The organism is Limnoraphis robusta CS-951 (assembly GCF_000972705.2).
The window spans coordinates 1-23,757 of the sequence record NZ_LATL02000058.1; the positions used below are offsets into that span (position 1 = coordinate 1).

General features: G+C 41.2%; 13 protein-coding genes. 10 read left to right on the top strand and 3 right to left on the bottom strand.

Features of this window, described 5'->3' with window-relative positions; all coding sequences use genetic code 11:
- Window positions 1-269 precede the first annotated feature (269 nt).
- The 6 genes from WN50_RS04755 (at window position 270) to WN50_RS04780 (ending at window position 7,706) form a co-directional block, all read left to right on the top strand.
- Window positions 270-1,421 carry a DUF58 domain-containing protein gene (locus tag WN50_RS04755; protein ID WP_046276445.1) on the top strand — a complete coding sequence of 384 codons (1,152 nt, stop codon included), beginning with the start codon at window positions 270-272 and terminating at the stop codon, window positions 1,419-1,421.
- Window positions 1,422-1,626: 205 nt separating this feature from the next.
- Window positions 1,627-1,992: a ferredoxin-thioredoxin reductase catalytic domain-containing protein gene (locus tag WN50_RS04760; protein ID WP_046276444.1), complete on the top strand. Its 366-nt coding sequence runs from the start codon at window positions 1,627-1,629 to the stop codon at window positions 1,990-1,992.
- A 114-nt stretch (window positions 1,993-2,106) separates the two neighbouring features.
- Window positions 2,107-2,511: a DUF309 domain-containing protein gene (locus WN50_RS04765; RefSeq protein ID WP_046276443.1), complete on the top strand. Its 405-nt coding sequence runs from the start codon at window positions 2,107-2,109 to the stop codon at window positions 2,509-2,511.
- Window positions 2,512-2,614: 103 nt separating this feature from the next.
- Window positions 2,615-4,141: a serine/threonine-protein kinase gene (locus tag WN50_RS34550; RefSeq protein ID WP_053221433.1), complete on the top strand. Its 1,527-nt coding sequence runs from the start codon at window positions 2,615-2,617 to the stop codon at window positions 4,139-4,141.
- Between the two features lie 139 nt (window positions 4,142-4,280).
- The gene (locus WN50_RS04775) at window positions 4,281-5,375 is read left to right on the top strand and encodes a D-alanine--D-alanine ligase family protein (protein WP_046276442.1); all 1,095 of its coding nucleotides are present in this window, start codon (window positions 4,281-4,283) and stop codon (window positions 5,373-5,375) included.
- A gap of 72 nt (window positions 5,376-5,447) precedes the next feature.
- Window positions 5,448-7,706, top strand: a complete 2,259-nt coding sequence (locus tag WN50_RS04780) for an nSTAND1 domain-containing NTPase (RefSeq protein ID WP_049558146.1) — start codon at window positions 5,448-5,450, stop codon at window positions 7,704-7,706.
- Between the two features lie 137 nt (window positions 7,707-7,843).
- Here WN50_RS04780 and WN50_RS04785 read toward each other — a convergent pair whose 3' ends face one another.
- Window positions 7,844-8,398, bottom strand: a complete 555-nt coding sequence (locus tag WN50_RS04785) for a hypothetical protein (protein WP_046276441.1) — start codon at window positions 8,396-8,398, stop codon at window positions 7,844-7,846.
- 685 nt (window positions 8,399-9,083) lie between these two features.
- On the opposite strand from WN50_RS04785, the gene WN50_RS04790 reads away from it, so the two are divergent.
- From WN50_RS04790 to leuD, 4 genes are all read left to right on the top strand, one after another.
- Entirely contained in the window at window positions 9,084-12,803 is a 3,720-nt protein-coding gene (locus WN50_RS04790; protein WP_046276440.1) for a caspase family protein, read from the top strand.
- Window positions 12,804-12,887: 84 nt separating this feature from the next.
- Entirely contained in the window at window positions 12,888-17,387 is a 4,500-nt protein-coding gene (locus tag WN50_RS30770; RefSeq protein ID WP_046276439.1) for an nSTAND1 domain-containing NTPase, read from the top strand.
- 155 nt (window positions 17,388-17,542) lie between these two features.
- Window positions 17,543-18,946, top strand: coding sequence for a 3-isopropylmalate dehydratase large subunit (leuC, locus tag WN50_RS04800; RefSeq protein ID WP_046276438.1), 1,404 nt, complete (start codon window positions 17,543-17,545; stop codon window positions 18,944-18,946).
- A 27-nt stretch (window positions 18,947-18,973) separates the two neighbouring features.
- Window positions 18,974-19,570, top strand: a complete 597-nt coding sequence (leuD, locus tag WN50_RS04805) for a 3-isopropylmalate dehydratase small subunit (protein WP_046276437.1) — start codon at window positions 18,974-18,976, stop codon at window positions 19,568-19,570.
- 137 nt (window positions 19,571-19,707) lie between these two features.
- Here the strand turns inward: leuD and WN50_RS04810 are convergent, their stop codons facing one another.
- Both WN50_RS04810 and WN50_RS04815 read right to left on the bottom strand, forming a co-directional pair.
- Window positions 19,708-21,132, bottom strand: a complete 1,425-nt coding sequence (locus tag WN50_RS04810) for a hypothetical protein (RefSeq protein ID WP_046276436.1) — start codon at window positions 21,130-21,132, stop codon at window positions 19,708-19,710.
- Window positions 21,133-21,372: 240 nt separating this feature from the next.
- Complete coding sequence (locus tag WN50_RS04815) at window positions 21,373-22,971, bottom strand: helix-turn-helix domain-containing protein (RefSeq protein WP_046276448.1); 1,599 nt, start codon at window positions 22,969-22,971, stop codon at window positions 21,373-21,375.
- Window positions 22,972-23,757: the final 786 nt, after the last annotated feature.

Sequence of the window (23,757 nt, forward strand, 5' to 3'; positions counted from 1 at the left end):
TAGCTTAATCCGTTTTTCCGCTTAATATCTGTTTTGAAAATACCGTCGGGCAGACGGAAATCAACGCCTCCCGAGAGACTGATCTCTGCTTAAGTGGGGAAACCCAGTTGAGTAAGTCAACTCATAGAAAGAGGAAACCCAAACAGTGATGTTTGGAATCTCCGTCGTTTACGGCGGAGAGGATGTCAACATAACAGAGAACTGATCAGCCGATAAAATTACAAATATTCTGTCTCGCCAAACGAGATCACAAACAAACGGTATTTTCTATGAAAATTCATCAAAAGATCGGCAATTGGCTGGAAAGGCGCTGGATTGCACCCGCTTATGCTGGAGGATTACTCACTTTTCTATCGCTGTTTTTCTTCGGAGCTGCAACGAATACAATGGCGGGTTGGTTGTATGTGATCAGTGGGACTAGCTTTGCTTTATTGGCGATTGCGGCTGTGTTACCTGTGCGATCGCTCAAACCTCTAGAAGTTCACCGTCGTCCCATTGAACCCGTGAGCGTGGGCAATCAACTGACGATCGAACTGGAAATTGACAATCGCTCTGATCAACCCAAAACCCTATTACAAGTATACGATCAACTTCCCTCGATTTTCGGGAAATCTGCAACCGCCATAGAAACCCTCGCTCCCCGCAGTGCTTATCATTGGGTGTATTATCTCCCCACTCAACGGCGAGGCGTTTATCATTGGGAGCAGGTACAGCTTAGGACAGCTACTCCTCTGGGTTTGTTTTGGTGTCGTCGATCCCGTGAGGCGAAAGCCACTGCAATTGTCTATCCGACGGTTTTACCCTTGACAACTTGTCCACTGGTTGATCAAATGGGATGGGAGCAAAATCAACAAGTGCTTGATCGCAGTCAATATAACATGGCGACTGAAGGTGTTACTCGTACCCTTAGACCCTACCGTTATGGTGATCCAACTCGTTTAATTCATTGGCGATCGAGTGCGCGTTATAATCAACTGCGAGTCCGCGAGTTAGAAGTGGCAACCGGGGGTCAAGAAATTGTCATTTGTCTTGATAGTGGGAGTTCGTGGCAAAGTGATAATTTTGAACAGGCGGTGATCGCTGCGGCTTCTCTTTATTTTTATGCTTCGCGATCGCAACTGAATGTACAATTATGGACAGCACAAACGGGTTTAGTTCGCGGAAATCGAGTGGTCTTATCGACTTTAGCAGCAGTTAACGCTTCTGAAGAAGCAATTGTCGAAAACTTCCCAAATATTCCGGTCATTTGGCTGACTCAAAATTCACCGAGTATTTTTTCTCTGGCTTCGGGTAGTCGTTGGGTTTTGTGGTCAGAACAAGCGGATATTGGTGCTAAAAATCTCTCGCAATTTCCTCAACTCGGTTTACAAATTAATCGCGATCAACCGCTACAATTACAACTTCAGTCGTCTTTGAAATAAAATGTAAAAATCCTTGAAGAAGTTACAGAAGTTCAGTCAACTGTTGTGGGCGGGAATATTTACCGTTATTTGTCAGAAACATACATTTGTTCAGAACCCGCCCCAAGGCTGACTGTTGACTGATAACTGCTGCCGGAGTGACTATAATGTTGCCATCGTGCGTTACAATCTAACAAACTGTTTGAAATCTGAAGATCACAATACCATGACGACTGAGACCAACAAAAATTTATCAACTGAAACCAGCCTGAAAGCGATGAAAAAATTCGCTGAAAAGTATGCTAAGAATACAAATACCTACTTTTGTGTTGATCCTTCAGTAACAGCAGTGGTGATCGAAGGACTCGCCAAACATAAAGATGAGTTAGGGGCGCCGCTTTGTCCTTGTCGCCACTATGAAGATAAAGAAGCTGAAGTCAAAAATACCTTTTGGAACTGTCCTTGTGTTCCAATGCGGGAGCGGAAAGAATGTCACTGTATGTTGTTCCTAACTCCCGATAATGATTTTGCGGGAGAAAAGCAAGATATTAGCGACGAAGATCTCGAATCTACTCGTAAAACTATGATATAAAACCATCAGAGAATCAGCCTCATTTTGACTGTTGAGAGATTAGATGATTGTTTGAAAAAGTCAGCCCTAGTTCTAACTGGGGCTACGCCATTTTAACTTAACATTACAAAGATTATGTCTGAAGAAATTCCGTCAGAATTTTGGCAGGGGATTGAAGAGTTCAACCAACAAGAATATTATGCTTGTCACGATACCTTAGAAGCGTTGTGGATGGAAGCGATGGAACCGACCAAAAAGTTCTATCAAGGCATCTTACAAATTGCTGTAGGACTCTATCATTTGAGTAATCAGAACTGGCGAGGTGCAGTCACTTCTATGGGTGAAGGAATGAGTCGATTAAACTATTTTAAGCCAGATTACTTTAATATTAATGTTGAAAAATTAATTGATCAAACCGCTAATTTATTATTGGCAATCCAACAAGCTGGGCCGGAAAAAGTCGGGGATTTTGTTTTGGCTGAGAATTCCGAGCAAAATTCGCAGGGAATTACCCCTCCCACTATCTCGAAATTGAACTAATTATTTTTCAATGAATGGGAGATAAAAGTTTCAAAAATAGAACTTTTTTAGAAAGAGTTTATCAATAAAATTTGTGAAAAATGGATGATAAAAACAAAAAGATATGACACTCATTGATCGAACCCTATTAAGTCGCTATCAAGTCATCCAAAAAATTGGAACCGGAGGATTTGGAGATACTTATTTAGCGGTTGATTTGGCTTTACCGGGTCAACCGCAATGTGTGGTTAAACATTTATCTCCAAAAGATACAAGTCCCCACGTTCTTTTAGTAGCTCAACGATTATTTGAACAAGAAGCACAACTCTTACATCGTTTGGGAGAACATTCTCAAATTCCTCGTCTTTATGCTCATTTTAACGAGAACGGAGAATTTTATTTAGTTCAAGAATTTATTGACGGAAAAGATCTCAGTCACGAACTCAAACCCGGACAGCCTTTGAGTCAGGATAAAACCGTTAAACTCTTAACGGAAATCTTAGAAGTTTTAGCCATTGTTCATCAAGAAAACGTCATCCATCGAGATCTAAAACCTACCAATATTATGAGACAATCTAATGGTAAAATTGTCTTAATAGACTTTGGTGCCGTTAAAGAAATTCAAGGATTAGCTGTTAACCCCGAAGGACAAACACACCTCACCGTTGGTATTGGTTCACCGGGATATATGCCGAGTGAACAAGCCAAAGGAAGACCCAAGCTTGCGAGTGATATTTATGCTGTTGGAATTATCGGAATTCAAGCTTTAACAGGTTTAAAACCCGCTCAATTTCCTTATGATCAAAAAACCGATGAAATTCTGTGGAGAAAGCACGCAACGGTTAGTGATGAACTCGCGAAAGTTATCAATAAAATGGTGCAGGAACAGTTAAGCGAGCGCTATTCTAATGCGTCTGAAGCCTTAGCTAAACTCACGCCTTTGTTAACAGCGTCTACTGCGAATATGACCGCTTCTTCCCCCTCTGTTGCTTCTGTAACAATACCTGTTTCTCCTAATGTATCGTCAAATTATTCTCGGAAAAAATTTATTTGGGGAATAGCAGCACTGGTATTAATCGGAGTGGGAATACCGACAATAGGTTATTACTGGGCAATCAACAAACCCTCACTAGAACAACCAGAAATAGTAACTGATTTGCCAAGGTTAGAAAATACACCTCTCCAGGCTGATTATACTCAATTAGAGAACTTATTAGCTCAAGGAAACTGGAAAGAAGCGGATAAAGAAACCGAAAAAATAATGCTAAAAGTGGCGAACCGAGAGCAAGAAGGATGGATAGATGCCAATGCGATCGCTAGTTTCTCTTGTGCCGATTTGCGTCAACTTGCTCAACTTTGGAGTCAATATTCAGACGGAAAATTTGGCTTTAGTATTCAAAAAGAAATTTACCAAGAAACGGGAAATCCTCTGGGCAAATTTGAAAAGTCAACCTATGATCAATTTGGGGACTCAATTGGTTGGCGAAAAAATGGAAATTGGTTAAGCTATTCTGATTTAACCTTTGATCAAAATGCACCGAAAGGTCAGTTTCCCACCTGTACAAACGCCGCTCAAAAATTCTCCGGCTGTCGTTGGCCGTTATACTTGTTATTTGAGCGGGTGGAAACCTGTCAACAACAAAAACTGTAGGGCGCATCAAACAGTTAAGCTTTGGAGGGGAGAAGAAAGAAAAGTGGAATTTGATGCACCCGACTCATTCACAAAATTCCGGAAAAGGGGTGACAAAGAGCTGATATAGTATTCAAAATGTCTTAGTGTAGGAAGTCATATGAGTAAAATTCGGGTAGGACTGTTGTTTGGTGGACGTTCGGGCGAACATGAAGTCAGCATTCGTTCCGCACAAGCGATCGCAACAGCCTTAAGGAGCGATCAAAATGCCAGTAAATATGAACTGCTACCCGTATATATTGGCAAAGATGGTGTTTGGCAAAAAGGTGAAATTGCTCAACAAGTTCTCGCCTCGGGTGAACCGCTTTATCTAACAGATGAGAAAACAACATCAACAGATTTAGTTCCCAGTCCCTCGCTGCTTCCTGAAGCGACAAATTTTGAGGAAATTGATGTTTGGTTTCCGATTTTACACGGCCCGAACGGAGAAGATGGTACAATTCAAGGATTGCTAACTTTAATGCAAGTTCCGTTTGTCGGATCGGGTGTTTTGGGTTCAGCCATTGGCATGGATAAAATCGCTATGAAAATGATCTTTTCTCAGGCGGGATTGTCACAAGTTAAATATAAAACGGTAAAGCGATCGCAAATTTGGTCAAATCCTTGTATCTTTCCAAAATTATGTGATGAATTAGAAGCAGAACTCGGATATCCTTGTTTTGTGAAGCCTGCTAATTTAGGCTCATCAGTGGGTATTTCTAAAGTGCGATCGCGTGCAGAATTAGTAACCGCTCTCGATAATGCAGCCAGTTATGATCGGCGGATTATTATAGAAGCAGGAGTAGAAGCCCGAGAACTTGAATGTGCGGTTTTAGGCAATGATCAACCCCAAGCTTCTGTGGTCGGAGAGATTACTTATCAGAGTGATTTCTATGACTATGAAACCAAATACACCGAAGGAAAAGCGGCTTGGTTCATTCCAGCCCAGGTGAGTGATAATATTGCTAATAAAATCAAAGAAATGGCTGTTCAAGCCTTTTTAGCGCTGGATGCAGCAGGTTTAGCCCGAGTTGATTTCTTTTATGTGGAGAAAACAGGCGAGGTTCTGATTAACGAAATTAATACCCTTCCTGGTTTCACCGCGACCAGTATGTATCCTCAACTTTGGGCATCGAGTGGAATTTCTTTTTCTGAGTTAGTCAATCAGTTAATTCAACTGGCTCTTGAACGACAGCCTGAAGTTTCTCCGAAGTAAGCGTTTCTATAGGGTGACAATCTCTCGATTGGCGTGTTAATTTGGGAAGTATTCTCTCAGCCAATAAACCCTATGAGCGATAGTCATTTACCAGAAAGTGGTGCAGAATCCAACCGCGCCGATGTGATTGGTTTTCTCAATGATTGTAGCGACCGAATCTTTGCCCATGTTCTCAATCCCCAGAGCGATTTATTCGAGTCCAATGCGAGTATTTTGGGTGAGTCTCACACGCAACTGAGGGCGATTATTCAACAGGTGCAAACTCAACAACAAGAACTCACATCATCACTCGCTGCGGGTTTGGATTTTCTGCTGGGTCGGGAAGACTACGCCAACGATCAGATTGACTCGGCTCTGGCTCACTATCAGCACAGTTTAGAATTTTGGCCTGCTGCTCTGACTAATTTTGCGGAGAACTTGTTCGCTGACCCAGAGCTTGTTCCTCCCTTCAACTCTTTAGAACGGTTGGGGGTTATTTTATTTCATATGGGATTGAGCTATGATCGGCGAGGGCAACTGGATTCTGAGTCGAATCAACAGCTTCACTGGCAACAAGCCAAAACCTATTTACAACGCAGTTTAGATATTTTAGAACTCGCAGAACGTCGTGATTTAGTGGCTAAATTTATTCCTAAATTCTGTAACGTTTTACAACAATTGCAAGCCTGGCAAGAGTTACAAACGGTTGCTCAAAAAGCCTTAGATTTACATATTTCTTACGGTTCACACCATGATATTGCTCAAGATTATGGCTTTTTAGCAGAGGCGGCGATGCACCAATCTCAATGGTCACACGCCAATCAACTGGCAGAATTAGCGTTAGAAATTCAAAATCAATCTTTACGCGATCCGCTACATACGTTATCTGATGAAAATCCCTATTTATTGTTGTTGGCAGAATCTAAACATGAATTCACTGTTTGGCAAGCTACAGTTAGTCGCTTAGAAGAAGCCCTAAAAAAAACAGATCCTCAGCAAGAAAATCGAACTTATATACAAATTTTAAAAGCTCTACATCAACTCTATTTTGAACAGGATTATTACGGAAATGCGGCTCATATTAAAGAAGAAAAACTAAAAGTTGAATATCAATTTGGACTGCGTTCATTTGTGGGATTACAGCCCTTAAAACCACAGTTTAAATCTCCAGAATTTGGAGGACAAGTTGCTGCGGAGATGATTTCTTCAGGTCGATTAAATGAGATTAATGAATTAGTCGAACGAATTGAGAGTGAGGATCACAAATTAATCGTTCTGCATGGAGAATCCGGTGTCGGAAAAAGTTCTTTAATTAATGCCGGAATAGTTCCCTGTTTACTGCAAAAACAAGTGACGAATCCCCAGGTTTCTACGCCGATTACGTTAAGAATTTATACGGATTGGCTACGCGAACCGAATCCTGATACTTGGAACTTAGAAACCGTTTTAAATCGCTTAATAAAAAACAGTGAAAATCATTTATCGACGGTTTTAATTTTTGATCAATTTGAAGAATTTTTTCAAGTGTGTACAGAACCCAGTCAACGTTTACCTTTTTATCAATTTTTGCGAGATTGTTTAACGTTGAAATCGATTAGTGTTATTCTCTCAATGCGAACCGATTTCTTGCATTATTTGCTAGAATGCGATCGCACCACTTGTTTAGAAGCCGTGATTGGTTATGAAGTTCTTTCTAAACAGGTGATTTATGAGTTGAGAAACTTTTCAACTGCACAAGCCAAAGCTTTTATTAAACATCAAACCCAGCAAAACCCCGCTCAGTTTGATGAAGATTTGGTTAATCAATGGGTACAAGATTTAGGAACTCGCTTAGGGGAAGTTCGTCCGATTGAGTTACAAATAACAGGTTCACAACTTGAAACTGATAGGATTACAACCTTAGAACAATATCAACAATTTTCTGATCATCCTCAACTGAATCTAATTTCCCGATACTTAGATCAAGCTTTAGCAGATTGTGGCTATAAAAATGAACGCATTGCTTTATTGGTTTTATATTCGCTGACTCAAGAAAATGAAACTCGTCCCCTAAAAACTCGTGCAGAAATTATCGCTGATTTAGATACAGCATCTCCTGAAAAAATAGACATGGTTTTAGAAGTCTTTATTGAAAATGGATTAGTATTACTGCTTCCCGAAATCCCGGAAGATCGCTATCAATTAGCCCACGATTATTTAGTGCATTTGATTCGTCAACAAAAAGGAGAACGTTTAATCGCAGAATTAGAACTCGAACGTAATAAAGCCCAACGAAAATTGATGCAAGAAAAGCCAGATAGTTTTGTTGAACGGGCTATTGGATCAGTATTACGTTGGATGCGGGTGGATTAATTCATGTTTCCTGAAATTAATAAAACACTAAGACACGAAGACACTAAGAAAGACAATCTTCGTGAGTTTGTGCCTTAGTGTTGAGTCTTCTGTAAAAACTACAAAGACGCTAAGACACAAAGAAAGAAATCACGGCACTATACAGGCTTTATTCTGCACACCTGAACGGCGATTTGATGTTTACAAATTGTGTTGCGATACCGTGAATCTGCACAACTGCATCCGGTTTTGTTCACTTGAGAAAGGGTTTGATGGATGGGATTCCAAACAACGGCACCTTGATCATTAAACTTAACAGACAAGGGTTCAATTGCGACTCGATTATATCGGGATAAAAAGGCTGTCGCTTCGGGAAAACTCAACCAAAATTTACCCTGATTTGTGGTAAACTGAAGACCAGAAGCTTTGATTTCCCAAGCTTTAATTTTGCCTGATTTTAACAGCCGAATGTCTAGCCAACATTGCCAAATTTTGCTAAAATGAGCTTTAGATAATAAGGTTGCACAGCGTCCCTTTGGGGTTTTATAAATGATTTGGGGAATTTGACCAACTCCAACGGTTTGAATGCGTTCAACTCGAATATGAGTCGGAACTAGAGCTTGAATTTCAGCAGTTAGTGCTGTTTCTAAAGAATGGTTAACACTAGCTCCCGAAGATTTTTGAACGGCAGGTGCGATCAATGGGGATGTCATTGTGATATGATCCTTTTGTGATGAAACTTCAACCTCTTAGCACCCAATCATTACGTTCAGAGAAGGGGTGCTTTTTACTTTGCCTAACTCTATTTTAACAAAAGTTGAACAAAACGGCAACACCGGGAACGCTCAAAACAGAAGAGGCGTGATGCTAAAGAAATCGTAAAATTAGCAAAGAAAAGTAAATAAGTGTATAAAATAATGAGTAATCCTCAGACTGGGATTGATAAGTAAGGCTCATTTATGGTTTACTGGTAAACAGAAAAAAGAGCTTTTGGGGTGTAATTATTATGTCTACAAAAAATAAAATCAAACTTCTGACGGGCTTTGTAAACCTAGAGAGTCTGAAAGTCCGGCACGCATCGTCAGGGTGGAGGGATTGGAATACTTTTACAGGTTGAGATAATATTCCAAGAAATTGTGTGTGTTTGTTGTGGCAGAAAAAGTTATAGATTGCTTCAAAGTTATCAATAGATAAATCAAGATTTTACTACCCTCAACTCTTCGTCATTGTAGGAATAAATAAACCCTAATTCAAGGGTAAATACTTCTAGTGTTTAAGGAGTTTTGACTCCAAGCATTAGAAAGAAATCGTCGGAATTAACACGGCTCAAAACGGATTCAGAATAGCTGACTAACTCTCGTAAAATTTTGCCTTTTTACCTCGAGAAACTAAACACCTATGACTTGTAATATCTACGCACTATTAGTCGGAATTGATAAATATCCTCCCGACTCAATTTCTTCGTTGGAAGGTTGTGTTAACGACATTACAGCATTCGCTGAGTATCTAAGTGAACGAGTGGCAAAACCGGAAGAAGGATATCAACTCAATCTGAAAATTATTCAGGATGAACAAGCAACTCGTCAGGCGATTATTGATGAATTTCAAGAACATTTGTCTCAAGCTCAGAGCAATGATATCGCTCTCTTTTATTATAGCGGTCATGGCGCTCAGGAGCAATCACCCGAAGAATTTTGGGAACTAGAAGCAGACCGTTTAGATGAAACTTTAATTTGCTACGATAGTCGTACAGAAGATGGCTATGATTTAGCAGATAAAGAACTTGCCTACCTCATTTCCAAAGTGGCGCAAAAAGAACCTCATATTGTGATCATGCTTGACTGTTGTCATTCAGGTTCAGGAACAAGAGGTTTATCTGATGAAACTAACCTGCGTCGGGGTTCAGTAGACTGTCGAAAACGACCATTAAATACGTTTATTTTTGCAGAAGATCAACCCGCACTGAGAGAAATATTAAGCGATTCAAACAAACCTCAGACCAAGATAACGGGTGTTGTTTTACCTAAAGGAAAACACATTCTATTTTCAGCCTGTAGAGATTACGAAAATGCGAAAGAATACAGAACGGAAGAGGGGGAATACAGAGGAGCTTTTTCTCACTTTCTCCTGCAAACTCTACAAAGAACCAATGGCAGCATTACCTATCGAGATTTAGCCAGAAATCTTAATGCTTTAGTGACGGGAAAAGTCAAAGAACAGTCACCGCAAATCGAAGCAACTAACCAAGAAGAATTAGATCAACTTTTCTTGGGGGGTGCGATTAAAGAACGCCCTCACTACTTTACTTTAACTCACAGTAGAAACGAAAAAAGTTGGGTGATTGATGGGGGTTCTCTTCATGCGATTCCTAAACCTTCAAATGCTGGAGAGACTCGATTAGTATTTTTCCCCTGTGGTAGCAGTGCCGAAAAAATGCACCAACTTTCAGAAGCTTTAGGGGAAGCACGAGTGACTCAGGTATTACCCCAACGCAGCAAGGTAGAAATTATTGATGGTTTCGATCAATTATCAGAAACAGAAAGCTATTGTGCGGTAGTAACAAGTTTACCTTTGCCTCCTTTAAAAATTTACATTAAGGGCGATGAAAGTGAAGCATTAGGCATAGAAAAAGCGCAACAAGCCCTGTCAAACGCAGCAGTGGGGAACAAACCTTCTTTGTATGTACAGCAAGTTAATGAAGCTAAAGATGCAGATTATCATTTGTTAGTCAGAAACGGTCAATATTGGATTGTACAACCCGATAATAACCGCCCTGTAGTTGCCCCAATTCCTGAAAGAACCACTCAGCAAGGATACACAGATAAATTTGCTTTACAGGTGATTTATCGGTTAGAACATATTGCCCGTTGGAATAACATTCTCAACCTTTCCACACCCGCCACAAGCAGCATTAAAACCGACGATGTGGAAATAGAAATAATTCTTCTTTCTGGGCGACAAGAATCTTCACCAGGACACAGAGAAGGAAACATTTCATCATCGGAAATACGGGTCGAGTACACCCTCGAAAATGGTGAGTGGCAAGCCCCGAATATCCAAATTAAACTCACCAATAAAAGTGAGAAAGATCTATATTGTAATGTTATCGATCTTTCGGAGAGCTTTTCTGTAGATACTCCTTTTTTCGAGGAATGTAGTAGTATTTTACTGCCTAAAAACAACGCGGAATCCTCCTTCAGTATTAAAAGTTTTGATGATATTGTCTTTCAAGTACCAGATGCTTATTTTGAACAAGGGATTACGGAGTATAAAGATATTCTCAAACTGATTGTTTCTACCACAGAATTTGATGCCAGTTTATTAAGGCAAGATGGACTAGAACCCCCCAAACTCAATCGTTCTCCAGAAGGTCTTCAAGGAACTCTCAATAGCTTAATGGTGCAAGTTAATACTCGGGAAGCCGTCAGAGCGAAGGGAAGTTATGATGATTGGATGACGAAGGAAGTTACAATTACAATTGTGCGACCTCAAGATGCTCAACCGATTAAAGCAAATAGCAGCACTACCTTACAACAGGGTGTTGTCGAAGTACAAGGTCATCCTAGTTTGAAAGCCAAATTAAATCTTAGCACGATACCGCAAGCAAGTCGAGATTTAGGGAATTTAATTTTACCTGCAATATTGCGACAACAATCTCGTCTAACTGAATCTTTTCAATTTACAAACAGTCGAGGAAGTGACCCAGGACTCAGCACGTTAGAGTTAAGTGACGTCGAAGATTATACCGTTGTCACCTCAAAAGATCCTCTAAAATTGCAGGTCAATCAACCCTTATCCGAGAATGAATATATTTTACCTTTTGCCTATGATGGAGAGTTTTTCTTGCCGTTAGGAAGGGGAAAGCGAACCGAAGATGGCAACACCGAAATTACCCTAGAACGCTTACCTAAACCCACAGGTAGCAGTCGAAGCTTGGGCGGTTCAATTAAAATTTTCTTTGAAAAACTTGCCTATCAAAAACTCGGAAGACCTTATGAATATCCAATTTTAGCGGCAGCGGAGGTAGATGAAGAAGGTCACGTCAAATACGAAAAAAATCTAGAAACAGTAAAAGCAAAAGTTGCAGAAGCGACAGAAATTGTTCTCTACATTCACGGGATTATTGGTGATACGGAAAGTATGGTTCCGAGTATCCGAAAGGCTGTTGTGAATGTAGATGGACAAAAACGATCACTAGGGGAACTTTATGACCTAATTTTGACCTTTGATTACGAGAATATTCAAACTCCCATTGAAGAAAATGCTCGGTTATTAGGGCAGAAATTACAAGAAGTTGGTTTAGGAGAAAATCATGGTAAGCGGTTAGATATTGTCGCTCATTCAATGGGAGGTTTAGTTTCTCGGTGGTTTATTGAACGAGAAGGGGGAAATCAGGTTGTACAGCATTTAGTGATGTTAGGGACACCGAATGACGGTTCTCCCTGGCCAACCATTCAAGACTGGGCTTTTGCAACACTTGGATTTGGATTAAATCAACTTTCAGAAATTGTTTGGCCGACCAAAATTGTTGCTTATTTATTGGAGTTTTTAGAAGCAAATGATTGCTCGTTAGAACAAATGTGTCCCGACTCTACCTTATTAAAAGAACTGGCAGAAAACCCAGACCCTCACGTTCCCTATACTATTATATCGGGTAATCTCTCGATTATTTCAAAAGCTCTAGAAGTTCAACCAAACAAGCAATCAAGTCTTTTAGAACGGTTAATGAGTAACCTTTTTGAAAAAACGAAAGGTAGAGTTTTAGACTTAGTATTTTTTAAGCAACCGAATGATATTGCTGTTGCCCTAACCAGCATCAAAAATGTTAATTTAAACCGTTTACCTCAACCTAGAATATTACCAGATATCGCTTGCGATCATCTGAGCTATTTTACACATCAAGCCGGCTTAGATGCTTTGGCAACAGCACTTAATCAAAAACCAACAACGAGTCATTATCAAAATCAAAAGAACAATTATAAGAAAATTGTTTGGGCAATTGGGATTGCAGTTTTGATCGCAGCTATTATTGCCTTAATTGCTGTGCTTCGTTCTTCCGAGAAACAACCAAACAATCAAAACTCAACAAGTCAGTTAAACGAAATAGTTCAGTTTTAAGTTACTAAAAAGTAGGTTTTCGTTCAATATTCTGCCGGATTTTGACTGAAAGTAAAAAATGTAATTCGTCTGGAGAATTCAACAATGTCAGAAATAAAACGTAGTTTGGCAGTAGTGATTGGCATTAATCAATATATTAATGGCATTCCCCCCTTACAAACCGCAGTAAATGACACTAAACAAGTTGTCAAGCTCCTGACAGAAAAATACGAATACCAAGTTTTGTCACTCTTAGATAAAGATGCCACCCTATCTAAACTGGAAGATCTGTTAACAGCTTTCACAGAAAAAGTATTGCCTTTTTATAAGGGAAATAAAACGCAAGTTGAACCCGATGATCGCATTTTATTCTACTTTGCCGGACATGGAATTGCTTTAGATGGACTCGACAATGCAGATGGACCAGTCGGTTTTTTAATTCCTCAAAATGGGGAACGAGATAATAGCGAGACTTGGCTTTCGATGCAACGACTACATGATAGTTTAATTCAACTTCCTTGTCGCCATTCATTAATTATTTTAGACTGTTGTTTTGCGGGGACTTTTCGTTGGGCTGCAACCCATCGAGAAGCGGTGCGATCGCAAAAAGTTTATCGAGAGCGCTATACTCGATTTACCTCCGGTTGCGCCCAACAAGTGATTACTTCCGCAGCCCACGATGAAAAAGCGGCTGACTCTCTTTATCGGTTTGGACAGCGCAGCGAAAATTCTAATCATTCTCCCTTTGCAGAACTTTTATTTAAAGGTCTAAATGGAGAAGCCGATCTGATGAAAGATGGCGTAATTACCGCAACAGAACTCTATGTTTATTTACAATCAGAATTAGGAAAAACAACAGCCAAACAAACTCCGGGTTTTGCCCAACTTCGACACCATGATAAAGGCGAATATATCTTTATTATACCCGGTTTTGATGTCAATCAATTACCCTCTGCTCCCCAACTCGATGAAAAAAATAATCCCTACAAAGGTTTAGAATCTTTTGAAGAAGGAGATAGCAAAAAATTCTTCGGTCGGCAAGCTTTAACGGAAAAATTGATTGAATTTGTGATTGAAAGTCCATTAACGGTTGTATTGGGCGCCTCGGGTACGGGAAAATCAAGCTTAGTCAAAGCGGGATTAATTCCTCAGTTGAAAAAAACTCAACAAAACTGGATTGTCTTACCCGCTATTCGTCCGGGAGAATCTCCTTTTAAATCCTTAAAATATGCCCTAAATCGCGAGAATTTACCTAATGTAGAACCCGATGATTCTGTTGTCTCCAGCCGGGGAAACAAACAAAAAAAACGTCGCGATCGCCAAAAAGATGAGAGAAAAACGTTGCGAAAATTGTTAAGTGATTTGAGCGAATGGAAAAAAGAATTTCCCGACGCTAAACTTCTATTAGTGATTGACCAATTTGAAGAAATTGTGACTCTCAGCCAGAATAATCGCGAACAGAAAATATTTTTTAAGGGGTTAGAGAAAGCATTAGAAATGTTCTCAGATAGGTTACGAATTGTTGTTACATTGCGTTCTGATTTTGAACCCCAATTTAGAGATACAGCCTTAGAACAATATTGGATAAAAGCGCGATTTATTGTTCCAGCAATGACGCGAGAAGAATTACGTCAAGTTATCGTTGAACCTGCGACAACGAAGGTAATGTATTTTGAACCCTCTACTTTTATTGAACAATTAATCGATGAAGTTGTGCAGATGCCGGGAGCGCTACCGTTACTCTCTTTTACCCTCAGCGAACTGTATTTTAATTATATCCAAAAAGTGAGAGAAGGTACAAGAAATAACCGAGCCATTACTCAAGAAGATTATGAAGAATTGGGCGGAGTTTCACGGAGTCTGACCCAAAGAGCGGACTGGGAATATGAAGGGTTAGTTAAACGCGATCCGGCTTACAAAAAAACCATCCGTCATATGATGCTAAGAATGATTGCGGTTGGGGGAGGTGAGTTAGCGCGTCGGCGGGTTTTAGAGGAAGAATTGGTCTATCCAGAACCCGAAAATCAACGAATTAAAACAGCAATTGAAGGATTTTGTGCTGCACGTTTACTCGTAAAAGGACGAGATACCGACGGTAAAAGTTATGTTGAACCCGCCCATGATGTTTTAGTGCGGGGGTGGCAAAAACTCATTGTTTGGGAGCGAGAATCTCAGGAAGATTTAATCTTGCAACGACGGTTAACTCCTGCGGCTTTCGAGTGGAAAACTAAGGAGCAACCCCTCAGTTTTCAAGAGAAAGTTGAACCGATAATTCTGGTTTTAGATTGCAGTTTTCTCGTGATAGAAGGATTATTTGACAACGTTTATACAACTTTAAATAAAATCTGGAAAACTACATCAAACTTGCAAACACGCTTTCGAGAAAAACAGGAAGAATTTCTCTGGGATAGCAACCCTTATCTGAGAGTATTAGAAGAACATTTCCAATCCGATGAAAGTTGGTTTAATCAAGTCGAAGCAGAATTTTTACAACGGAGTCTCCGGCGTTGGCGCAATAACCGTAGAACGAAAATTAGCCTGATTCTTACAGCCTTTGCTATCCTATCGGGATTTGGATTGTTTCAATGGAATCAAAACCAACAAGCCCAAAGTCGAAATTTAGCTTTATCTGCCGAACAACTGTTTAATTCAGAACAAGAATTAGAAGCTTTAATAGAAGCATTAAAAGCTTATAAAACCATGAAAGGGGCAATTTTTGCCGATGCAAATACTCAGAAACAAGTTATCACTGCACTACAATCGGTGATGTATCAAATCCGAGAAAATAATCGCTTGATCGGACATACCAATGAAGTTTATAATATTAACTATAGTCCGGATGGTCAAATTATTGCTTCTGCGAGCGGAGATGACACCATTAAACTCTGGAAAAAAGATGGAACTTTACTTCATACTCTAACCGGACATACTAACGATATTGTCAACCATAACTTCAGCCCAAACGGTCAAATTCTAGCTTCTGCAAGTCGAGATGGTACGATTAAACTGTGGAAAAAAGATGGCACTTTACTTAATACTCTAACAGATCATCAGGCGATAGTTAATCATGTGACTTTCAGCCCAGACGGACAGACCCTTGCTTCTGCGAGCGACGACGGCACCATTAAACTGTGGAAAAAACAGGGTATTTTGCTCAAAACCATTGAGGATAACGGGCCAATTAGTAGCGTTAGTTTTAGCCAGGACGGACAGACTATTGCTTCTGGAAGTATGGATGGAACAGTTAAACTGTGGAAAAAAGATGGCACTTTTCTGAAAAGTTTTTCTGCACATAACGGGCTGGTGATTAATGTTAATTTTAGCCCGGATGGTGAGATGATTGGCTCGTCGAGTGCTGACAAAACGGTTAAGCTTTGGAAACCTGATGGCACTTTAATAGGAACTTTTGAGCATAATGCACAGGCTTTGAAGGTTAATTTTAGCGCCGATAGTCAGATGATTGTCTCATCGAGCGCTGACAACCTGGTAAAAATTTGGAAGCGGGATGGCACATTGCTGAAAACTCTGACGGGACGGAGTGTGAATTTTAGTCCCGATGGTCAAACTTTGGCTTTTGCTCGTCTTGACCATTCTATTGAACTGTGGAAGTGGAATACTAGCCTACGCCAAACTTTAATCGGGCCAACAGATATTATTTTGGGTCTAAGTTTTAGTCCCAATGGTGAGGCGTTGGTTTCTGCGAGTCCTGATAAGAAAGCTCAACTTTGGAAGCCGAATGGTCGTTTGTTGACCACATTTTCTGGACATCAAGATATCGTTTTTGGGATTAATTTTAGTTCCGATGGTCAGAAAATTGTTTCGGGAAGTTGGGACAATACGGTGAAAGTTTGGAATGTTGATGGCACCTTGCTCAATACTTTTTCTGGGCATAAAGCTTCAGTTTATACTGTTAGTTTTAGCCCCGATAGTCAGATCATTGTCTCGGGTAGTAATGACACTACGGTGAAACTTTGGCGTCAAGATGGTACTTTGCTCAATACCCTTTCTGGGCATAATGCGGGAATTTCTGGTATTAGTTGGAATTCTGATGAGCAAATCTTTGTCACCAGTAGTATAGATGGTACGGTTAAACTCTGGAAAATTGATGGAACTTTGCTTAATAATTTTTCTGAACATAGCACTTCAGTTTATAACGTTGATTTTCACCCCGATGGTCAAACTTTAACTTCGGCGAGCGCCAATGGCGTGATAAAAGTTTGGAAACCTGATGGCACTTTAATTCACTCTTGGACGGGACATAATCTCGCCGTTAATAGTATTCGTTTTAGCCCAAATGGTTCAACGATCGCTTCGGCAAGTGATGATAAAATGGTTAAATTCTGGAAACCTGATGGCACTTGGCGGGCGACTCTACCGGGGCATCTTGGGGCGGTGCGTAGTCTCAGTTTTAGCCCCGATAACAAGACTTTGGCATCGGGTGGCGATGATAAGACGATAATTTTGTGGAACTTGGAAGGATTAGAAGTCAATGGTTTATTAAAGCATAGTTGCAATTGGTTACAGGACTATTTCAATAATTCTAATGTTGATCTGAGTCAGGAAGATCGACGTGTCTGTGACGGTATTAAAACTTCTGGTTCTTAAAATAAAGATAAGAGAAATTAGGATTTAGTTGATCGCCAGTACACCCCAAAAACCGGGTTTCTCTGAGAAACCGGGTTTTTAATCCCCACGCTGATCAGGTACAATAAATCAAAGATAGAAAGGGTGAAATACCCGCAATACAGGCTGATCTGATTATGAGCAACGGAACACTATTTGATAAGGTTTGGGACTTGCATAGGGTTGGAACTTTACCCTCAGGTCAAACTCAACTCTTCATCGGTTTGCACCTGATCCACGAAGTTACCAGTCCTCAAGCTTTCGCCATGCTGCGTGAACGAAATTTACAGGTGCTATATCCCGATCGCACCGTCGCCACTGTCGATCATATCGTTCCGACTGAAAACCAAGCCCGTCCCTTTGTGGATGTCTTGGCCGAAGAGATGATGCAAGCCCTAGAAAAAAGCTGCAAAGACTACGGCATCCGCTTTTATAATATTGGTTCGGGTGATCAAGGAATTGTTCATGCGATCGCCCCAGAACAAGGCCTCACACAGCCGGGAATGACGATCGCTTGTGGGGACTCACACACCTCGACTCATGGCGCTTTTGGGGCAATTGCGTTTGGGATCGGCACCTCCCAAGTGCGGGATGTGTTGGCGTCTCAAACTTTAGCCCTGTCTAAGTTAAAAGTTCGTCGGATCGAAGTCAATGGCGAGTTAAACCCCGGTGTTTATGCTAAAGATGTGATTCTGCATATTATCCGTAAACTGGGTGTTAATGGCGGTGTGGGCTACGCCTATGAATTTGCGGGGAGTACCCTAGCGGCGATGTCGATGGAAGAACGGATGACCATCTGCAATATGTCCATTGAAGGCGGCGCCCGGTGTGGTTATGTTAACCCAGATCAGGTAACGTTTGACTACCTCCAGGGGAGAGATTTTGCACCCATTGGGGAAAATTGGGATAAAGCCGTGAGTTGGTGGCAGAGTCTCCACAGTGATGCGGATGCGGTTTATGATGATGTGGTGACGTTTGATGCGGCGGAGATTTCCCCGACAGTAACCTGGGGAATTACACCCGGTCAGGGAATAGCTGTCGATGAGACTATCCCCAGTTTAGACAGTTTTGAGATAAGCGATCGCGATGTCGCCCAGGAAGCTTACCGTTATATGGAGTTTTCCCCCGGTACCCCGATAAAAGGCACAAAAGTTGATGTTTGTTTTATTGGCAGTTGTACCAACGGACGGTTAAGTGATTTGCGAGAAGCGGCGAAATTTGCCCAAGGACGTCATGTGGCAAATGGGGTGAAAGCCTTTGTGGTTCCGGCTTCTGAACGGATTAAAAAACAAGCCGAAGCCGAAGGACTGGATCAAATTTTTCAAGAAGCGGGTTTTGAATGGCGTGAGGCGGGATGTTCGATGTGTTTGGCGATGAACCCCGATAAGCTGCAAGGAAATCAAATGAGTGCGTCTTCCTCTAATCGTAATTTTAAAGGGCGTCAGGGTTCGTCTACGGGGCGGACGTTGTTGATGAGTCCGGCGATGGTGGTAGCCGCAGCAGTCAAGGGCGAAGTAACAGATATCCGCGAGTTGTTGTAAAAACAGGTTGATTTTTGAAAGGAAAAAATGAGTCAAATTCAAAGTATTTCAGGACGGGGTATTCCTTTAGTTGGGAGTGATATTGATACTGATCGAATTATTCCAGCGCGGTTTTTACGCTGTGTAACGTTTGATGGGTTGGGGGAACAGGTTTTTGCCGATGATCGCCAACAAACTCAGGGAAATCACCCGTTTGATTTACCCCAATATCAAGGGGCGAATATTTTAGTTGTTAATGGTAATTTTGGCTGTGGTTCATCGCGGGAACACGCGCCGCAAGCGTTGTCAAAATGGGGAATTCAAGCAATAATTGGGGAAAGTTTTGCTGAGATTTTCTTCGGAAATTGTGTGGCGATTGGGGTGCCTTGTGTAATAGCAACGCCGGAACAGGTTCAACAATTACAACAAGCCCTACAAACTGACCCCCAACTTCCGATGGCGGTGAATTTAGAAGAAAAACGGGTGCAATGTGGGGATTTAACCCTTGCGGTGAACATGAACGCCGGAGCGCAACAAATGTTCCTGAGTGGAACCTGGGATAGTTGTGGTCAATTGTTGGCAAATGTGAAGCAAATTCAAACAACGGCAAGTCAACTGCCTTATATGCGGATAGCCAAACTGTAACCCTTGCCACTACGTTCTCACCTTTTACTCAAGCCACAATAAGTTGAGGAATTGAGTAAGCAAGAAAAAAGACCCTCTCGCTGGGTCTTTTGTGTTACTTATGATGTACTTAATTGGATATGCTGGCTCTTTCTCCTTTATTCTAGCTGATAAATGACTTTTAGTACACTTTGAATCAATTCGTTTTCTAAGTCAAATCCTAGTCGCTCCAGTTCATCTTTAGCTAGCTCTAAAGACAATGGTTGCTTAGAATGGTTCAACAGGATATCAACAGTAGTTTGTAGGTTCTTACGCTTCTTGTAGGTGCTGTCATTTTGCTGCACAGAGTGACCCATAGACCTTGCTCGGATTTCTTGTGGCACTCCATACATTTCGCCTAGCTGATTGCCCAAGTGTCTGAAAGCATATATTTCTGTAGCAGGTGCTTTGTGCCGATTCATGTAACTGGAATGAATCCCGTTAAATCCCGTGCAAATATTTTCAGGTAAACTGTTGGGTCTAGGCTTATATTGGTACAAACTAATTTCACGAATCTGTAGTAATTCAATAATTTCTGGGTTTGTTGTAACTGGCTTACAGACACGACCTCCAGTTTTAATTGACGTTCCAAAATAAGTAAAGTCACCCAATACTAGCAACAAGGTTTTGTTACTAGGGTCACTAATAGCAGGAATAGTTACACCATCTTTTGTGTAAGGTTTGTCAAGGTTGATAGCAGCCGCTATTTCACTAGGACGCAATGCGTAAAGGATACACATTGATGTTACCCATAGCCAGCTTTTACGAGCTAAAGTATCACGTCCCCTTCTTAGATTTTTATTTGTTACCATTTCACGCCAATCTAAAAACTCTTGCCACGATACAGACTGTTTGTCTTTGAATTTAGTCTGTTCTGGGTCAATCTCCCCAAAGCGTTCTAGTAACTGCTTGTTGTTTGGGCATTTCTCAGCAATCTTTCGTAATGCGTAATAGCATTTCTTAAAACTATTGACTCCCTGTTTGTATGTGAACAAAGCAGTTTTTAATTCTTGCCACGTAGGATATTTATCCCAGTCAGGAAGCTTTTTGAAGTAATCTAAATTTCCCTTTTTCCATGTACTAGCGTCGTTTGGAATATCACGAGAACGAGGACGCTTGGTGTTTACGTTTACTCCATCAAAATATTCATCCTCAAGTTCTTGAATAATCTCGCGATAGGTTTTGAGGTCATTAACAAGCTCGTTAACCTCTTTAATTTCTCGTTTAAACCATTCATCAAACTCTGAGGCAGTAGTGAGCTTATTGAACGCATCTTTAATTTTCCATGCCTTGTCACGGGCTTGGTAAACGCCTGATTCATCAAATGGTACATTCACATCTTGGGGGACGCGAGTTCCAGTGAAAGGGTTTTTGAACTGTAGGTATAAATACTTGTTGTTTGAGATGTGAAAACTAATGCCCTTGGGCATCTGTCCACCCTTCTTCAGTTCCTCTGTTTTTTTCTTGACTGCCTTAATGTTTTCTAGAACAGCCTCATACCCCTTGTAAGACCCGGCTCCACCGATGGAATCGTTGTTACTCATTTTTTACTCAATTCCTCAACTTATTGTGGCTTGAGTAAAAGGTGAGAACGTAGTGGCAAGGGTTACAGTTTGGCTATCCGCCTTATATTCACTGGGCAAATGCCGCAGTAAGCTGATTAATTGTGGCGATCGCATTTCCTGGTTTTACGGATTTGAAACGAACCTATCAACCGTATTTCCTCGCATATAGCCTATCGCCATTCACTCCTCACCCTGAAAATCAATCTAGATCGTGATCCTTCAAATGCCTAAGACTTTCCGCAACATTGCTTCGTCTTTGGGTTTAGCTGAAAAACGACCTTTTTCTAAATCCCGTATCCAGCTTTGACTCTTTCCCGCCATTTCTGCTAACAGCCTTTGACTAATTCCTTGGCGTTTTCGGGCGTTAGCGATTTGATTGGCGGATAAACCCATTGGGGTAGACGTTGGGGTTTTGCGGGCGATGCGGTTTGTCTTTTTCTTGTCGAGTTTGGCGAGTTGCTGTTCCCACTCGGGCGGGAGATTAAACCAAGAAATGCGGGCTTTCATCAAGCGATTCCATTTTCCTCGGGGACTCGAATCAGTCAGGCGTTGATCTTGGCTACCATCATTGATCCAAAAATCGAGGGCTTCTTCTGCATCATCGGGTAATTCGGCGAGTTTAGCCCAAAGGGGTTGGATTTCTGGGACGTAAGTTGTCGCGTCAAACAAGGGTTTCAAGCCATAGTGATTGAGGACTTCGAGATCACTTTCAAAGCAGCGAATTAGGCGTTTGCGGTTTTCACTGTGGAGGCTGGCTTGAGACATTTTTTCCTCACCGTAGGCGACTCGCATTAAGGTGGGAATGGTGATGCACTGTTTTCTTCCCATTTTGGCTTTGAATAATAGCCACAGCATCATTCGGGCGGCGCCGATGTGTTGTTGCCAGATACTCATCACACTACTGAGTAAGAACTTCGGCAGTGTACCGTATTGATAAAAAGCGGTACGTTTACGATAGTCGTTTTTGTTGAGGAAATATTGCGCCCAAGCCCCGGCTTTGACGGTGAAGGTTAAACCCGTGAGATATTTGTTGCCTTCGGTATCTTTTTGAAAGTGATGTTTGATATTGAGTAAATGCCAGAGACGATCTTCGGGGACTGAGAAGCCTCTGACTTGGCCCTGTTGCGGCCAATCAATCGAGGTCAGGATTTGACAGGGTTGTTGGGCGAGGGCTTTGATCAGGGTGAGTTTGGTGGCTTTACTGAGATCTTTGCGTTTGTCGAGTCCGAGATATTGTTCGATTTGGCGATCGCTGATCACAAATTCCTGTTCCCAAGGTCGATCTACGGTGGTGGCATAGGCGGCATAAATCAGATGCAAACAAGCGGATCGAATATCGATTCCTTCAATGGCGGCTAATGCGGCTTCTTGTTCGAGTATTTTGGGGCTATCAGATTCGATGTCATCGGTAAGTCGGAAGACTATTGCCCCTCCACCTTGTTTAACGGTTCGTTCGTAGTAGGGTTGACCCTGAGCGTTGAGTTGCCAAGGAACTTGGCTGGCGCTGGTGAGTAAGTTGCAGGCTTCCCAGACCACCATTGAGGAAGCGAAGGGATTATTCTTTCCATTGAGAAAAATATCGGGACTGGTTGGCATCCGAACGGTAGCTTTATAGCGCCCTTTTTTCGGTTGCAAGGGAACCGGACAACTAATCGGACATTGAACCACACAGAGCGGCTCTGGATAAAAACCTTCGCAGTGGTTACAGAGTGTGGGATCGATCCACAGTTGTCCTTCGACTTGTTTTATGGCATCTGTCGGACAGTCCGTTTGACAGGTTCCACATCCAGAGCAATTTTCAGGAATTGAATAAGACATCTGTTTAGAGGGATAAGAAGACACTAAAACAACCATCTAAGCTTGGGAGCCGGATTGAATTGACTAACCTTTGTGCTGAACTTGATCTTGAAAGAGCTGCTTTTGGATGAACTTAATAATCCGATTGAATGGGGGTTAACCCTTCAAATATTCCTCAGTTCTTTCTTAAGAGTTAGTCCAAGTTTTAGGCTAGAAAAAACACATTCCGATCTCGCATAATGAGCATCCCAATCTTGCATATACTCTCTGGGGAGCAGCTTGGACAAGAATTTAGAATCTAGATTAGAATAAGTAGTTAGAGTTAGTATTGCAACTTGTGGATACTCCAGTTAGGGCAATATTTGAGTCGTTTTCATTGCTACATATAGAGAATTAACTCATTGATTAACCCTAACCTATTTAACATTCTCTTAAGAACGGTTTTCATCATTTGCTCATAATGAACATTTTATTAAAAAATTTGGTTCGTTATAAACCTTTTTTCGGAAAATAATCAGCAACAATACTTCATCAATTTTTGTATCAATAGAAAGTCAGTGAATGGGTGAATAAATCTTGCTCGAAAGATCAGCAACAATACTTCATCAATTTTTGTATCGACAGAGAGTCCCTAGACAGAGAGAGGTTTTTCAAACAGTTCTGTATAAGCCGGAGACTGTCACCGCCTCAATTCTTGATTTTTAATGAATTTTGAACTTCCCTCGTTCGGGTTGAAGTCGGCTGTCTCTATAGACTTTGAACGGGAAAAATTAGTCAATTATTTTATTGTACATAGAGTTTTGCAGT

What these genes read in the sequence shown, in the direction of transcription:
- WN50_RS04780 (WP_049558146.1), top strand. Translation starts at nt 5,448, where the DNA reads ATGAGCGATAGTCATTTACCAGAAAGTGGTGCAGAATCCAACCGCGCC.
- WN50_RS04790 (WP_046276440.1), top strand. Translation starts at nt 9,084, where the DNA reads ATGACTTGTAATATCTACGCACTATTAGTCGGAATTGATAAATATCCT.
- WN50_RS04810 (WP_046276436.1), bottom strand. Translation starts at nt 21,132, where the DNA reads ATGAGTAACAACGATTCCATCGGTGGAGCCGGGTCTTACAAGGGGTAT.
- WN50_RS04755 (WP_046276445.1), top strand. Translation starts at nt 270, where the DNA reads ATGAAAATTCATCAAAAGATCGGCAATTGGCTGGAAAGGCGCTGGATT.
- WN50_RS34550 (WP_053221433.1), top strand. Translation starts at nt 2,615, where the DNA reads ATGACACTCATTGATCGAACCCTATTAAGTCGCTATCAAGTCATCCAA.
- leuD (WP_046276437.1), top strand. Translation starts at nt 18,974, where the DNA reads ATGAGTCAAATTCAAAGTATTTCAGGACGGGGTATTCCTTTAGTTGGG.
- WN50_RS30770 (WP_046276439.1), top strand. Translation starts at nt 12,888, where the DNA reads ATGTCAGAAATAAAACGTAGTTTGGCAGTAGTGATTGGCATTAATCAA.
- WN50_RS04760 (WP_046276444.1), top strand. Translation starts at nt 1,627, where the DNA reads ATGACGACTGAGACCAACAAAAATTTATCAACTGAAACCAGCCTGAAA.
- WN50_RS04815 (WP_046276448.1), bottom strand. Translation starts at nt 22,971, where the DNA reads ATGTCTTATTCAATTCCTGAAAATTGCTCTGGATGTGGAACCTGTCAA.
- WN50_RS04765 (WP_046276443.1), top strand. Translation starts at nt 2,107, where the DNA reads ATGTCTGAAGAAATTCCGTCAGAATTTTGGCAGGGGATTGAAGAGTTC.
- leuC (WP_046276438.1), top strand. Translation starts at nt 17,543, where the DNA reads ATGAGCAACGGAACACTATTTGATAAGGTTTGGGACTTGCATAGGGTT.
- WN50_RS04775 (WP_046276442.1), top strand. Translation starts at nt 4,281, where the DNA reads ATGAGTAAAATTCGGGTAGGACTGTTGTTTGGTGGACGTTCGGGCGAA.
- WN50_RS04785 (WP_046276441.1), bottom strand. Translation starts at nt 8,398, where the DNA reads ATGACATCCCCATTGATCGCACCTGCCGTTCAAAAATCTTCGGGAGCT.